16 protein-coding genes and 1 pseudogene are annotated in these 14,841 nt (G+C 49.7%); 12 read left to right on the top strand and 5 right to left on the bottom strand.

Features of this window, described 5'->3' with window-relative positions:
• Positions 1 to 2: 2 nt before the first annotated feature.
• The 11 genes from DWY76_RS07305 (at position 3) to DWY76_RS07260 (ending at position 11,343) form a co-directional block, all read left to right on the top strand.
• Positions 3 to 2,495: a S8 family peptidase gene (locus DWY76_RS07305; protein WP_117950326.1), complete on the top strand. Its 2,493-nt coding sequence runs from the start codon at positions 3 to 5 to the stop codon at positions 2,493 to 2,495.
• A gap of 37 nt (positions 2,496 to 2,532) precedes the next feature.
• Positions 2,533 to 2,841 (top strand): hypothetical protein, encoded by a 309-nt coding sequence (locus DWY76_RS07300; RefSeq protein ID WP_165852592.1) that lies wholly within the window; start codon positions 2,533 to 2,535, stop codon positions 2,839 to 2,841.
• A gap of 4 nt (positions 2,842 to 2,845) precedes the next feature.
• Entirely contained in the window at positions 2,846 to 3,712 is an 867-nt protein-coding gene (locus DWY76_RS07295) for a DUF6017 domain-containing protein (RefSeq protein WP_120080665.1), read from the top strand.
• A gap of 4 nt (positions 3,713 to 3,716) precedes the next feature.
• Positions 3,717 to 4,544, top strand: a complete 828-nt coding sequence (locus DWY76_RS07290) for a ParA family protein (protein WP_120080857.1) — start codon at positions 3,717 to 3,719, stop codon at positions 4,542 to 4,544.
• Positions 4,501 to 6,888, top strand: a complete 2,388-nt coding sequence (locus tag DWY76_RS07285) for a VirB4-like conjugal transfer ATPase, CD1110 family (RefSeq protein WP_243111967.1) — start codon at positions 4,501 to 4,503, stop codon at positions 6,886 to 6,888. Before DWY76_RS07290 ends, DWY76_RS07285 begins: the two co-directional genes overlap by 44 nt.
• The gene (locus DWY76_RS07280; RefSeq protein WP_243111965.1) at positions 6,885 to 7,763 is read left to right on the top strand and encodes a hypothetical protein; all 879 of its coding nucleotides are present in this window, start codon (positions 6,885 to 6,887) and stop codon (positions 7,761 to 7,763) included. Before DWY76_RS07285 ends, DWY76_RS07280 begins: the two co-directional genes overlap by 4 nt.
• Positions 7,760 to 8,341, top strand: a complete 582-nt coding sequence (locus DWY76_RS07275) for a hypothetical protein (RefSeq protein WP_120080664.1) — start codon at positions 7,760 to 7,762, stop codon at positions 8,339 to 8,341. Before DWY76_RS07280 ends, DWY76_RS07275 begins: the two co-directional genes overlap by 4 nt.
• Positions 8,338 to 9,135 carry a DUF6551 family protein gene (locus DWY76_RS07270; protein WP_120080662.1) on the top strand — a complete coding sequence of 266 codons (798 nt, stop codon included), beginning with the start codon at positions 8,338 to 8,340 and terminating at the stop codon, positions 9,133 to 9,135. Before DWY76_RS07275 ends, DWY76_RS07270 begins: the two co-directional genes overlap by 4 nt.
• On the top strand, positions 9,135 to 9,551 hold the full coding sequence (locus DWY76_RS07265) for a type II toxin-antitoxin system PemK/MazF family toxin (protein WP_227619302.1): 417 nt from the start codon (positions 9,135 to 9,137) through the stop codon (positions 9,549 to 9,551). The genes DWY76_RS07270 and DWY76_RS07265 overlap by 1 nt, the downstream gene beginning before the upstream one ends.
• Positions 9,523 to 9,684, top strand: coding sequence for a hypothetical protein (locus DWY76_RS14005; protein WP_158577575.1), 162 nt, complete (start codon positions 9,523 to 9,525; stop codon positions 9,682 to 9,684). The genes DWY76_RS07265 and DWY76_RS14005 overlap by 29 nt, the downstream gene beginning before the upstream one ends.
• Positions 9,685 to 9,801: 117 nt before the next feature.
• Positions 9,802 to 11,343 (top strand): recombinase family protein, encoded by a 1,542-nt coding sequence (locus DWY76_RS07260; RefSeq protein ID WP_120080660.1) that lies wholly within the window; start codon positions 9,802 to 9,804, stop codon positions 11,341 to 11,343.
• Positions 11,344 to 11,450: 107 nt separating this feature from the next.
• Here DWY76_RS07260 and DWY76_RS07255 read toward each other — a convergent pair whose 3' ends face one another.
• From DWY76_RS07255 to DWY76_RS07245, 3 genes are read right to left on the bottom strand one after another with little or no spacing between them, the layout of a single operon-like run.
• Positions 11,451 to 13,010 carry a recombinase family protein gene (locus DWY76_RS07255; RefSeq protein ID WP_243111964.1) on the bottom strand — a complete coding sequence of 520 codons (1,560 nt, stop codon included), beginning with the start codon at positions 13,008 to 13,010 and terminating at the stop codon, positions 11,451 to 11,453.
• Positions 13,011 to 13,023: 13 nt separating this feature from the next.
• Positions 13,024 to 13,344, bottom strand: coding sequence for a type II toxin-antitoxin system RelE/ParE family toxin (locus tag DWY76_RS07250; RefSeq protein WP_120080658.1), 321 nt, complete (start codon positions 13,342 to 13,344; stop codon positions 13,024 to 13,026).
• Positions 13,341 to 13,646 carry a type II toxin-antitoxin system RelB/DinJ family antitoxin gene (locus DWY76_RS07245; RefSeq protein WP_035393314.1) on the bottom strand — a complete coding sequence of 102 codons (306 nt, stop codon included), beginning with the start codon at positions 13,644 to 13,646 and terminating at the stop codon, positions 13,341 to 13,343. The genes DWY76_RS07250 and DWY76_RS07245 overlap by 4 nt, the downstream gene beginning before the upstream one ends.
• A 120-nt stretch (positions 13,647 to 13,766) precedes the next feature.
• On the opposite strand from DWY76_RS07245, the pseudogene DWY76_RS14345 reads away from it, so the two are divergent.
• Positions 13,767 to 13,886 (top strand): annotated as a pseudogene (locus DWY76_RS14345) (DUF6061 family protein); the annotation flags it as partial.
• 93 nt (positions 13,887 to 13,979) lie between these two features.
• On the opposite strand, the gene DWY76_RS07240 reads toward DWY76_RS14345, so the two are convergent.
• Both DWY76_RS07240 and DWY76_RS14000 read right to left on the bottom strand, forming a co-directional pair.
• Positions 13,980 to 14,303, bottom strand: a complete 324-nt coding sequence (locus DWY76_RS07240; protein WP_120080656.1) for a hypothetical protein — start codon at positions 14,301 to 14,303, stop codon at positions 13,980 to 13,982.
• A 28-nt stretch (positions 14,304 to 14,331) separates the two neighbouring features.
• Positions 14,332 to 14,517, bottom strand: a complete 186-nt coding sequence (locus tag DWY76_RS14000; RefSeq protein WP_165852591.1) for a hypothetical protein — start codon at positions 14,515 to 14,517, stop codon at positions 14,332 to 14,334.
• Positions 14,518 to 14,841 lie beyond the last annotated feature (324 nt).

The raw sequence follows: 14,841 nt of genomic DNA, 5'->3' as shown, positions 1-14,841 counted from the left end.
TCGTGCCTGTAGAGAAACGCAATATTTTCCTTCATGAAACGCAGCATGCCTTACCGTATGTTTCAAAACGAAAAAGATCGGATGCATCGTTTCCTTGCCGCGAAAATCCAAAGGCGCACGCCGCTTTTATTCTTCAAAAACTTGAGGCCTGCAGACAGCAAGATTATGATCAGAAACAAGTAGCGGCTATTAGGCATAAAGAAGGAATCTATCTTGAATTTTCAGGTGCAGCAGGATACGATTTGCTTACAAAATCCTTTGACAATTATTCTTCAGGTATACGTCTGCTTAATGTACGCGAAGATGGGCAAGACGATGAAAAAATTGTTAGGGCCACTGTTTATGTTCCTGCAGAAAAAACAACATATTTCCTTGATAAAATCCAATCGTATTCAGAGTCGCTAGACACGCTAGAAGCCGGACAAAATCCCAAAAACGACAGTTTAGTTCGGAGTATTGAAGATGTAAAACTTGCTTTGCTCGAGGCGTTTTGGGTAGGAAAAGTAGAGGATATACCTTCTGATGTTCCAGCGTGGTGTGAAATATGGCTCCGATATGAAAAATCCGATCATGCAGCAGCGGAGCAAGATCTTTCTACATGCTGTGAAGAATTCGGAATAGAACTCAATTCAAAGTGTATTGTTTTTCCAGAACGAGTAGTTCGACTCGTCCGAGGTACGCGTACACAATTATCGATGCTGCTTGAGGGGTGCAATTATTTAGCTGAAATTCGTAGAGCACAAGAACCAACAAGTTTTTTTGATGAGTTAACTGGTTCTGAACAAAAAGAATGGGTAAACGATTTGTTATCAAGAACAGAATTTCATCCTTCAAGTGCTTCGGTATGCATTCTTGATACAGGTATAATGTATTCACATCCACTTCTTCAACCAGCGATTGATGAGAACAACGTACAAGCGGTTAACGACCAATGGGGAAAAAATGACCATAACGGACATGGAACCGAAATGGCTGGCGTTGCATTGTACTATGATCTCAAGGACAAATTAAGTACTTCTGACACAGTTGATGTGTATCACCATCTGGAATCTGTAAAAATTTTGCCTCCTCACGGAGAGAATGATCCAGACTTGTATGGTGCGGTGACCGGGCAAGCTGTATCTTTGGCGGAAATTTCCAATCCGAATGCAAATCGTAGCATTTGTATGGCAGTAACATCATCACAATATAATACTAACGATGGAAGTCCAACATCGTGGTCTGCTGCTGTAGACAACATTTCATCCGGTGTGGGTGAAGAAGATGCAAAGCGGTTATTTTTCATTAGTGCTGGAAATGTTGATCCTTCTGAAATGCACGATTCAGGTTACCCAAATGCCAATGAAGTACATGTCGTTGAGAGTCCCGGCCAAGCATGGAATGCTTTAACTGTTGGAGCATACACGAAAGATGTCTGTGTTGATGATGAGAACTACAGAGGTTTTACTCCTGTTGCAGATAATGGACAGCTTTCGCCGTATAGTGCTACTTCTTTGATGTTCTCTAAAAAATGGCCAATTAAGCCAGAGATACTTCTCAATGGCGGCAATATGGTGACAAACGGTACCGATTATGATTCGTGTGCAGATTTATCATTACTGACTACAGGCAAAAATCATTTGGTAAGGCCCTTTTCAACAATTTGGGCTACTAGTGCTGCTACTGCTCAGGCGGCATATATGGCTGCTCAGATATTTGCTGAATATCCCGATGCTTGGCCGGAAACGGTACGCGCACTATTAGTGCATTCAGCTCGCTGGACACCGCAAATGGAGCAGCAATTTTGTACAGACACAAGGAAATCCAGTGGTCGAAGACACCTGCTTCGCACATGTGGATATGGGGTTCCTGATCTTGAACGAGCAATTCAATGTGTAGACAATTCTGTGAATTTAATTATTCAAGAAGAAATGCAGCCATATGAAAAAGCGAATGGAGTACCTCAAATGAAAGAGATGCATTTGCATCAAATTCCATGGCCTTCAGAGGTACTTCAATCACTTGGAACAGTTGAAGTTGAGATGCGCGTTACTCTGTCGTACTTTGTTGAACCCGGCCCCGGAGAAAAAGGCTGGAAAGATCGTTACCGTTATCCTTCTTGTGGACTTCGTTTTGATGTCATCAATAGCAATGAGACAATAGAAGATTTCAAGAAAAGAGTTAACGTAAAGATGCGTGGAGATGATAAGGCTGACAGCGGTGACGGTAGTAGCGGTAGTGAGCGTTGGTTTCTTGGTTCGGACAATCGAGATGTCGGCTCCATTCATTCAGACTTTATTAAAGCAACTGCAGCAGAACTAAGCCAAGCAAAGTATTTGGCCGTCTACCCTGTAGTTGGATGGTGGAGAGAACGAAGCTACTTAGGAAAAGTTGAAAGTAAAATCAGATATTCCTTAATCGTATCTATTTCTACTCCGGATGTATCTGTGGATCTGTACACCCCAATTGTTGCACAGATTAATAATCCAATCGAAGTGGAAATCCCAACAGAATAACACCCTTATATAAAAGCGCAGCTTCTACTCTCAATGAATGGAAGCTGCGCTTTTATTTTTACCCACAAAACATTTCAAAAGGAGAATGCCGATGGATAAAGACTTTATGCTGAACTACTACGACAAAATGGTACGTCCAATATGGACGGAGCTGATGAAGACACCTCGCTATCAGAGGGTGGCTTGCGAACACGACAAGCTCGAACGTGAGTTCCGGCGACTGTTGGATGAAAAACTGGGGCGGAAATATCTTGAACTGGACGATGCACTGTTCCGGGTGATGGATGACATCGCAGAAGCTATGTATATGAAAGGTGCCGCAGATCGTGAGTTGATGATCCGTTAATATAATGAGTTACGACTACTTCTATGGTCAGTCGGGCGAATTGTTCGCCTATTTTCGCATCCCCAAGGCACTGTTCCAAGACCACCGCTTCCGGCAGCTCTCCACCGATGCCCGGACACTGTACGGCATTCTACTGGACCGCATGAGCCTGTCTGCAAAGAACGGCTGGCTGGACGAGCAGGGGCGGGTATATATCATCTACACCGTCCGGGAAGTGCAGGAATCCCTCTGCTGCGCCGAGCACAAGGCGGTCAAGCTGTTCCGGGAACTGGAACAAGCCGACCTCATCGAGCGTAAACGCCGTGGTCTGGGCAGACCCAGCCTGATCTACGTCAAGGACTTTTCGTCTGGACTGCCAAAAGCGCAAGTACAGAATTGCCCAAACAGCAATTCTGGTGCTGCCGAAAGCGCAATTCTGGTGCAGCCAAAACCGCAAGCAAATAAGACTGATAAGAATAAAACTGAGTGGAACGATCCTGACCCTATCTATTCCGGGGGCATCCGGGAGCAGCTTGAGGATTATTTTTATCAGGCATTGGAGGTAGACCTTCTGCTCCGGCTCTGCCCAGACGATGAGGACACCATCTACCAGATCGTGGACTTGCTTGTGGACACCTATTCCACAAAACGCAAGATGTTGCGGATCGCCGGAGATGACAAGCCTGCCGAGGTGGTACGCAGTCGACTGAAAAAGCTGAACGCCGACCACATCCGTTTTGTGCTGGATTCTCTGGCAGAAAACACCGCCCCGGTGCGGAACATGAAGCAGTATCTGCTGGCAATGCTCTACAATGCGCCCACCACCATGAACCTCTACTATCAGAACAAAACGAACCACGACTTTGCGCGCGGTTCACCGAAAGCGGGGTGATGTTATCGCAAAGAAAGCTACGATTATCGCAGTCACCAATCAAAAAGGCGGTGTAGGAAAAAGCACCACCTGTGAGAATCTGGGCATCGGGCTGGCAATGGAGGGCAAAAAAGTTCTGTTGGTGGATACCGACCCGCAGGGGTCGCTGACCATCAGCATGGGCTGGCAGCAGCCCGATGAACTGCCCACCACCCTTTCCACCCTGATGCAGAAAGCCATGAACGACCAGCCCATCCAGCCCGGCGAGGGCATTCTGCACCACGCAGAGGGCGTTGACCTGATTCCAGCAAACATTGAACTGGCAGGGCTGGAAGTTGCCCTTGTGAACAGCATGAACCGGGAAAAGATGCTGAAGCAGGTGCTGGACAGTGCCAAACGGGAGTACGATTTTATTCTGTTGGACTGTATGCCCTCGCTGGGGATGCTCACTGTTAATGCACTGGCGGCGGCAGACGCTGCCCTGATTCCCGTGCAGGCGCAGTACCTGTCTGCGAAAGGCTTGGAACAGCTTTTGCAGACCGTGCAGAAGGTCCGGCGGCAGATCAACCCGAAACTGAAAATCGATGGCATTCTGCTGACCATGACCGACAGCCGCACCAACTACGGAAAACAGATTAGCAATCTGATCCGGCAGGCATACGGAAAACACCTGAAGGTGTTTGAGCAGACCATTCCCCGTTCCGTCCGTGCGGCAGAAACCAGTGCGGCAGGCAAAAGCATCTTTGCCTATGACCCCAAGGGCAAGGTGGCAGAAGCCTACAAATCTCTTGCAAAGGAGGTGCAGGCGGATGCCGATCGACAGCGGAAACTTAGCTCTGAAAGGGTTAGATGATCTCTTTTCCACCGAGGAGAACCGACAGGAGGAACAGCGGGAGCAAGTGCAGCAGATCCCCATGCAGCGGATGTTTGAGGACGGCACCTGCCGTGTCCGTCCCGGCTACTACACCCGCACCATCCAGTATCAGGACATCAATTACCAGCTCGCCCAGCAGGAGGACAAGACCGCCATTTTCGAGGAATGGTGTTCCTTCCTCAACTTTTTCGACAGCTCCATCAAATTTGAACTGTCCTTTGTGAACATGGCAACCGACAGCACCGAGTTTGAGAAAAGCATCCGCATTCCGTTCCAGAAGGACGGCTTTGACGATGTTCGTGCCGAGTATTCCCAGATGCTGCGCCAGCAGCTTGCCAAGGGCAATAATGGTCTGACCAAGACCAAATTCATCACCTTTGGGGTGGAGGGCGAAAGCATGGCACAGGTCAAGCCCCGGCTCGACCACATCCAGAACGATCTGCTGAACAACTTCCACCGGCTGGGTGTGCAGGCAAAACCCCTGAATGGTGCCCAGCGGCTGAAACTCATGCACGATATGTTCAACATGGACGGCGCATCCAAGTTTCACTTTGACTGGAAAGACCTTGTGAAAAGCGGGCTGTCCGTGAAGGATGCCATTGCGCCCACCGCCTTTGCTTTCAAGAACAGCCGTACCTTCCAGATGGGCGGCATCTATTGCGCCGCCAGCTTTCTGAGCATCACGGCCTCCGACATCAGCGACCAGCTTTTGAAGGATTTTCTGGATATGGATTCGTCCCAGATCGTCACCATGCACATTCAGAGTGTCGATCAGAACCGTGCCATCAAGACCGTCAAGCGCACCATCACGGAACTGGATCGCAGCAAGATCGAGGAACAGAAGAAGGCAATCCGTGCCGGATATGATATTGACATCATTCCGTCGGATTTGGCGACCTACGGCAGAGATGCCAAGGCTCTTTTGAAGGAATTGCAGAGCCAGAACGAGCGGATGTTCCTTGTCACCTTTCTGGTGCTGAACACCGGGCGCACGGAACAGGAACTGGAAAACAACGTTTTTCAGGCATCCAGCATTGCACAGAAGCACAACTGCAACCTGTGCCGACTGGATTTCCAGCAGGAGCAGGGGCTGATGAGCAGCCTGCCGCTGGCAGACTGTCAGATCGAAATTCAGCGGGGACTGACCACCAGCAGTACCGCCATCTTCATTCCGTTCACCACACAGGAACTGTATCAGTCCGGCAAAGAAAGCCTGTATTACGGTCTGAACGCCCTGTCCAACAACCTTATCATGGTGGACCGGAAGAAGCTGAAGAACCCGAATGGTCTGATCCTCGGAACTCCCGGCTCTGGAAAGTCTTTCAGCGCGAAGCGTGAAATAGCTAACGCCTTTCTGGTCACAGATGATGATATTATTATCAACGACCCGGAAGGCGAATACTCGCCGCTGGTGAATCGTCTGAAGGGTCAGGTCATCAAAATCAGCCCCAACAGCACCCAGTTCATCAACCCCATGGACATCAACGCCAACTATTCGGAGGAAGATAATCCGCTTTCCCTGAAAGCTGACTTTATTCTTTCTTTGTGTGAACTGGTGGTGGGCGGCAAGGAAGGGCTGCTGCCGGTGGAGAAAACCGTTATCGACCGCTGTGTGCATCTGATCTACCGCAAATATTTTGCGGACCCCTGCCCGGAGAATATGCCCATCCTTGAGGACTTGTACAACGCCCTGCTCCAACAGGACGAGAAAGAAGCCCACCATGTTGCCACGGCTCTGGAGATCTACGTCAAGGGTAGTCTGAACCTGTTCAACCACCGCACGAATGTGAACGTCAATAACCGCATCGTCTGCTACGACATCAAGGAACTGGGCAAGCAGATGAAGAAGCTCGGTATGCTCATTGTGCAGGATCAGGTCTGGGGGCGTGTCACGGCAAACCGCAGCAGCGGCAAGTCCACCCGGTATTATATGGATGAGATGCACCTCCTCTTAAAAGAGGAGCAGACCGCCGCTTATTCCGTGGAGATCTGGAAGCGTTTCCGCAAGTGGGGCGGTATTCCCACAGGGCTGACCCAGAACGTGAAAGACCTGCTTTCTTCCCGTGAGGTCGAGAATATTTTTGAAAATTCGGACATGATCATCATGCTGAATCAGGCGGCGGGAGACCGGCAAATTCTCGCAAAGCAGCTCAACATCAGCCCCCATCAGCTTTCCTACGTCACCCACTCCGGCGAGGGCGAAGGGCTGCTGTTCTTCGGTAACGTGATCTTGCCGTTTGTTGACCGATTCCCCACCGATCTGGAACTCTACCGCATTATGACCACCAAGTTGGGTGAAGTCTCGGAGGGCGTGCAGAAATGAGTGAACCGAAGCTGAACATCAAAGAGGAAACGTCCGCAAAAAAGACCCGTTCTCCCCCGAAAAAAGCCAAGGTAGAGCAGACGGTGCCCAAAAAGAAAAAGCTGAAAACCGATGCAGATAAAGCTGCGGAAAAGGCACAGCATCTGCGGTTTGGCAAGGCGGAACTGACCCCGGACGAGTTGAGCCGGTTGAGCAAGGCGCAGAAGCGTGAAATGTACGCCGCCCATGCCGTCCGCTCTGCGGTGCACCGGGAAGTTGACCAGTACGAGGATGAAAACGTCGGTGTGCAGGCTCTGAACGAGGGCGAAAAGGCGGCAGGAAATGTCCGTGATATTTCCAAAAGCCGCTATGCCCGGAAGCTCAAGAAGAAAGCCAAGATGCAGGGCAAGAAGGGTGCCAAAACCGCCAAATCTTCCGCATCGGAGCCGACTGCGGCACAAGATGCAGGTGCATCCGGTACCGGCGAGGGCGGCTCCAACTGGCTTTCACGTTGGAAACAGCGGCAAGAAATTCACAAAAGCTATTATACCGCCGCCCGGTCGGGCACGGCGGCGCAGACCGCAGGCGGCAAGGCGGCATCCAACGGTGCATCTGCTGCCCGGTCCGGCGTGGAACAAGCCGTAGAAAAAGGTAAAACCGCCGTCAGCACTGCCGTAAAGGGGCTGATGAATGCCGCCAAGGGCAACGCACACGTTCTGGTGATCGTGGGCGTTTTTCTTTTGCTCATCCTCATGGTGATGTCTGGCTTTTCCTCCTGCGGCATCCTCTTTTCGGGCGGTACACAGGTATCCGGACAGACCATTTACACCGCAGAGGACCGGGACATCCGGGGAGCCGAAACCGACTACAAGAAGCTGGAAAAGGAACTGGATTGAGGGCAAAGCAGCTCTCCACCTGTGAGCGCATTGCCGCACAAAACGGCGTTGGGGCGGCTACCGTAAAGAGAGCAGAGAAGTATGCCAAAGGCGTAGACGCTGCGGAAGATGCGGTCCCCGGTGCAAGAGAGGAAATCCTGACCGGGCGCATCAAGGCAACGGATGCAGAAATCACCGCCTTGGCAAAAACGCCAAAGGCAGAAATTCCTGCTGCTCTTGCAGAATTGCGGAAGCCAAAGCAGGAACGTCAGCCCCGAAAAGCCGAAACCGCTTCTTCAAAACAAACACTTTCTGAAATCAGCAAAAGCATCCAAGGGCATCAACGCCAGCTTACTACCGAAGAAAGAACCTCTCTGAAAGCATCCATTGACAACCGCTATCAGGAACGAGCCGTTGCAAACGGTTCCCTGATGATGTGCGAAGTGCAGGGTGCGAAAGAGGACTTCATTCGCCGCTGGAATAGCATTTTCAAAGAATACCCGGATGTTTTTGAAGATTCGGACTGCCGCAAGACCATTCACGACCTAATAGAAGATACGATACAGTATCTTTTGACTGTAAAGGAGAAAACGCTATGATGCTTTCTAACCTGAACCTTTCCAGCCTGCCGGAGTGCAACTTTGAGGTGCGGTACGTTGACAGCATTCTGCTGAATCCCTGCGCCGAATATCAGCGGCTGCTCCGCATGGGCAAGGTTGCACGAATCGCAGCAAACTTTTCGGAGTACATCGCCAATGAGCCGAAGGTCAGCTACCGGGATGGCCGCTACTTCGTCTTTGATGGTCAGAACACCATTGAGGCACGGAAAACGTGCAACGGTGGGCGTGACCTCCCGATTCGCTGCAAGGTATTCTACGGCCTTTCTAAAGAGCATGAAGCTCTGCTGTTTGCTGTGCAGACAGGCATTTCCAGCGAACTGACCGCTGGTGAACAGCTTCGTGCCAAACTGGTGGCACACGAAGAAAACGCCTGCGATTTTGTTTCGGTAACGGAGGACACAGGCGTTCGGTTTGCACTGGATGGGATTCGTGCCCCGTGGAAAATCTACTGCATCCGCTCGGCTTACTACATCTACAAGAGCTACGGTGCATCACTTTACCGTGAAATGCTGAGCGTTCTCGTAGACGCTTGGGGTGGCGATTCGGATTCGTTCCTGTCGGGCATCCTGCATGGCATGGCTCGTTTTCTGGCTCTGTATCAGGGCGAATACAGCCGGGAACGGCTGATTTTCCGGCTGCGCACAGTGCATCCCAAGACTATCACCCGGTTGGCACAAAACGACACTGGCAATGTGGCAGACCGCCACATGAAACAGATCCTGTCCATCTACAACGGTGCTGGCCGTACCCACAATTTGCCCTGCAAGCGGTGATGAGCATGATCCCAGTCAACCGAAAATTTTTGCGCGGTGATATTTACTACGCCAATCTGGAGCCGCACCTTGGCTCCGAGCAGGGCGGTATCCGCCCTGTGGTCGTGGTGCAGAACAACACCGCAAACTGCTATTCGCCCAACCTCATTGTTGCGCCTGTCACATCCAATACTGCAAAGAAGCCCGATCACCAAGCCCACGTTCTTGTGGACGGTAATCGGGCTTTTTTGCAGCCCTCTATGATCTTGGCAGAATCTGTCCAGACCATCAGCAAGGGACGGCTGATCCGCCCGATGGGGCGGTTGAGCATCCCGGAACTCATTCGGCTCAATTATGCGCTGCTCTATCAGCTCGATCTGAACGAATGGGTATGGAGAAAGGAGGCCTATGAACGCTATCTGCGATACCACCGCTAAATCGGAAACTCTTTCCGTCAAAGGCTGCAAAGTCAAGATCACCTATGCGCCTGCGGATACGGACTGTCTGGATGCGATCCAGAAGCTGCTGCAAACCACCATCCTGCGCACGGCAGGGCACACCGCTGCCTGACATCCTTGTGTTCCTTGAATGCGTGAGATAAGATAAAATCGAACTGAACCTTGAAAACAAAATATGGACGAAACACGTTTGATTTTTCCTTTCTCACTCAAAGAAAGAGAGATTGAAATGAAAAAACGTGTCTATACCTTATACCGTGTTTCGACCAAAGGACAGGTCGAGAAAGACGACATCCCCATGCAGAAAGAAGCCTGCCGCAACTTTGCAGAAAGTCAGGGCTGGGAGATCGTCAAGGAATTTTCCGAAAAAGGCGTTTCCGGCTTTAAGAAGTCTGCCAAAGACCGTGATGAACTCCAGAAAATCCAACAGGCTGCGATGGAAGGCAAGTTTGACATTCTGCTGGTGTTCATGTTTGACCGCCTCGGCCGCCGTGATGATGAAACGCCCTTTATTGTGGAGTGGTTCACCAAGCAGGGCATCGAGGTCTGGAGCGTGAACGAAGGACAGCAGCGGTTTGACACCCATGTGGACAAGCTGATGAACTACATCCGCTACTGGCAGGCATCCGGCGAAAGTCTGAAAACCTCTGTCCGTACCCGGACAAGGCTGGAACAGCTCACCGGGGAAGGTCACTACACGGGCGGCACCGTGGCTTTTGGCTACAAGCGTGTCCGCCTTGGCCGGGTAAACAAGAAGAATCAGGAAGTCTGCGACCTTGTGATTGATGAAGCGGAAGCTGAGATCGTCCGGCTGATTTTCCACAAGTACGTTTATGAGGGCTACGGCGCACAGAAGTTGAGCCACTATCTTTATGAACAGGGAGTCGTAGGACGGAACAACAAAAACATTCCCAACACCAGTATCGTTCGGATAATCAAGAACAAAGGATACACGGGGTACCTCATCAACGGTGCGGTGGAGACGGAGTGTCCGCAGCTCCGCATTATCGAACCAGAACTGTTCGAGCAGGCACAGGAATTGCGGCAGGCACGCACCTGTGAGCGTGGCGGCACTTCACTGGGCACCAGCTCCAAAGCCCTTTTGACCGGGTTGGTTTACTGCGGTCACTGCGGCAACCGCTTGAGCCTGACCAGCAGCGGACGGACACACACCTACGCCGATGGGCAGTCTGGCTACGGCGTTTCCAAGCTGGATTCCATTGTAGAAGAAGTTGTCCGGCAGATCTTCGCACAGTTCCGCGAGGTTTCCCGGAAAAAGCTGCTGGAATCGGTCAAAAACAACGATGCCGCTCGCATCCAGAAGAAGATTAAGAAAATTCAGAAAGATTTGGAAGCCAAGCAGAAAGAGCTGGACGACCTGAAAGCCGAAACTATTCTGGTTATCCGGGGCGTGAGTGCCTTGGACAAAGAACTGCTCGGTACACTGGTGGCCGAAGCGAAAGACGCGCTGGAGACCCTTGAAAAGCAGCTTGTTCAGGCGCAGGAAGAATACGAAGAAGCCACCAAAACGGCAAAGCGCAGCAACTACATCTGCAACGAGCTGTTTACATGGGCGGATGTTTACGACACCGCCAACCACGATGAACGCCGCGCCATTTTGCAGCAGTTCATCAAGGAGATTCGCGTCCGAAAAGACTATGAGATCTCGATTACGCTGAACGCCAGCTTCAATCAAGTGGAGCAGCTCAAGGCTGTGTCAACCTACGATGGTGCGGAGATTTTTGAAGAAATTTCCGAGAAGGGGGCATAAAAGCGATGTGCTTGCCCGCAGAACTCTGCAAAATGCAAAGAAAGAAGCGTGAAACCGATGGATTTTCAAAAAGTACATTGATGACCCCGCCCGGTTTGCATCCGACTTCAGGGTTCGGAGCCCGGCACGGTCCGCCAAAGTTTTTTGGACATAAAAAACGCCGCATCGTACAAAACGATGCGGCAGATTGGTGGAGCGAAGCAACCCAAATCCGAACCATTGCCCTCTGGGGCACCTTTGGCGGCAATTTCATCGAAAGTGATGGTTTTTGTGCCGTCTTTGTAGTTGAATGTAATCAAAAATTTTTCATCATAGAGATAAACGGAATTCACGAATGTATTGATGAGCGTTTCCCGGTGGCTTTTCACGTTCGGGTCGAGCTTGCGGAACCGGGTTAGCCAGAAATGAACCTGATTTTCGCTTAACCGTGGCCGAGCGATTTTTTCTTCGGCAATCCGAATCTCAAGTTCTTTCTGCTGGGCTTCCAGCTTTTCCAAACGCGATTTGGTGGAGTTGGTCAGCACACCTGCTTGGATGGCGTTCAGCATATTCTCAATGCCGTTCTCCACCTCGCGCATCTGCTTTTCCAGCAAAGGAAGCGTGGTGTTTTCCTGATCCTGCAACTCCATGACTTCTGCAACGATGGCATCAATCACGGCATCGTCCTGAATCAGCTTCATGGTTTCAGCTATGACCAAATCTTCCAGCCACTCTTTACGGACGGTCTTTTTCTTGCAGGTCTTGAAACGCTTCGCGGTGGCGCACTTATAATAATGATGAACGATCTTGTTTCTACCCGTACCGCACTCGCCGAACATCATCGCGCCGCACATTCCGCAGAACAGCTTGGTGGTGAGCAGATAATCATCCTCGGCCTTGTGGCGGGCAGGAGCGCGGCTGTTCTTTTTGATTTTCAGCTGCACTTCCTCAAACAAATCCTTGTCCACGATGGCCGGGATGCTGTCGGGCATCACAATGTCCTTGAAGTGGTTTTCTCCGATGTACCGTTTGTTCGTCAGCAGCGTCTGAACACTGTTGTAGGTAAACTTCTGGTTGCGGTTGGTGGTCACGCCGCTGTCGTTCAGCCAGTTCATCAGTTCCTTCATGGTCGCACCATCGTTGTACCGCTGAAAGGCTTCCACCACAAAGGGAGCTTTCAGTGGGTCGACTTGAAAGAACTTCTCCTCATCCACCTTAAAACCAATGGGAATCGTGCCGCCGTTGTACTTCCCCTTCAGAACATTCTCGGTCATGCCGCGCACAACTTTTTCAGAAAGTTCTGCCGAGTAGTATTCAGCCATGCCAGTGAGCATACTCTTGACCATGATACCCGCAGGGCTGTCAGAGATAGGCTCCGTGGCAGATACCAGCTTGACATGATTTCGTTCCAACTGGTACTCATAGTGGGCCGAATCATAGCGGTTTCGGGCGAAACGGTCGAGTTTCCAGACCAGCACAATGTCAAACAACCGTTTCTCGCTGTCCTTGATCATCTGCTGGAAGTCCGGGCGGTTATCGGTTTTGGCGGAAAGGGCACGGTCAATGTAGTGTTTGACCACAGTGATGCCGTTCTTTTCGGCGTAGGCCGTACATTCACGAATCTGGCCTTCGATGGATTCTTCGCGCTGGTTATCGCTGGAATAGCGAGCATAAATCACGGCGGTCATGCAAACACCCCTTTCACTTCATTCTCCGCAGGCGGCGCACAAGATCGGATGCACTATACAGCACACGGGCTACCGACACCGCATCCTCGCTCACGATGTAGAACACCGAGTAGTTATCCACCAGCATCTGCCGCAGCCCTTGAGTGCGCTCCGGCTCACTTTCCACTAGCGCACAGCGCTCTGGCAGGATGTTCAGGGATTGGATGGCTTCTGCAATACGATTATACTGCCCCATAGCCGTGTTAGGTTCCATCAGACGGTCAGCAATATAGCTGTAAATCTGCTCCATATCGCTGAGGGCCGCATGGGAAATTTTCACGTCATACTGCTTCATCTGTGCTGTTCCCTGAACTGTGCGAATGCGCTTGCGGCATCCACGGTGTCACCGTTCTGTATTTCCTTGATGCCCACCTGCAAGGCTGCATGGAGCTGGTCATCGGTCATAGTGTCAGCGTTCAGCGCCGCAGGAGCTTTCGGCAGGGATAGCGAGAAAGGAATGCCGCCAGTCAGTGTGATCTGGCGCAGGTACATATCAATGGCAGTTGCCATCGGGATGCCGAGCTGCTTCAGCACATCTTCGGCCTGTTGTTTGACAGTAGGGTTGACACGAAGATTGAGCGTCATCGTTTTTTCCATGGTTATCACCTCAGTTTTATTGTAACGTATTTTGCGTTGCGAGTCAATCAAGCGCGAAGCCGCTATTGAAATTCTCTGTATTGCACAATATATTCGTCATTAAATTGTTTAAAGCGCAGAATATTCATTCGTTAGAATAAATCTTTGGAGTACGCCCAGTTTGTGCTGGGTGGTGAGATTGAGCATTATCTCTCACTCAGCTGTGACCATAGCAGATTTAGAGGATTGACCTTTAATTAGAGTATTCTAAACAGACCCAACAGCCCCCTACTTGCAGTTGTTGCAAATAGGGGGCGATTGATTTGTTAATGCTTCGGTCCGAACTGCACCAATTTAGATGTGCAAATCATTAGAACACATAAGGCCGATTCTATATGTTTCTGAATTACTACCAATAAAGCTTTGTGATACTGAAAGGATGCGAAGTTTCGATTTTACACCGTTGAATTTTAGAATCACATAATATTCTTTGCTTTTTGAAATATTTCTGCAAATCATTTCATATATCGTATTAGATTTGCACAAAAAACTTATTAAAAAGCTGTTTCTGTCTTCAAGCATTTCATTGTCAACAAAAATATCAGCCTGTATTACTACCCCTTCAAGTTCAATTTCACCACGATAAGTACGAAATTGGGGAATATCAGTATTTTCCATATAGGACCCCTTTATAACGGTAATCACTTCAAAAAATCAAGTGTACCAATAATAGCACGATCATAATTCCTGCCGTGATTTTGATCTTAGGAGAGAACTCCTCTTTTTGAAATTGCTCTTTCTTAACAAGAGAGAGAATCATCTCCCCTACAACTGAAATCGACAAAACCAGCCCAAATGCTTTCGTTGATAAAATGTCCGGGTTAATCATCATAACCACCCACAAAAGTACAAACCATTCGAAAAGTACTATACGCAATAAATTTCTCTTTATTGTCCATATCTCAGTTTTTCAGATTGGATTATTTATGGTCTTTGATATTTTTTATAACAACAAAAACTATTATGAGAACGCAAATGCTTCCACTTGATAAGCAAAGGAATTTATCTTCTCCCCTTAGAACGCCCACAGCACTTCTCATTTTCCAATAATATAAATCGTAAGATAAGCTCATTATTGCAAATGTAAGAAGACCATAGTATGCTTTCTTCATTTTCTATACCTTCTTTCACTACTGCCCACATTGCTGGAAATATC

Source organism: Faecalibacterium sp. AF27-11BH, assembly GCF_003603005.1.
Lineage (GTDB): Bacteria > Bacillota > Clostridia > Oscillospirales > Ruminococcaceae > Faecalibacterium > Faecalibacterium taiwanense.
This window is presented reverse-complemented; position numbering and strand designations above follow the sequence as displayed.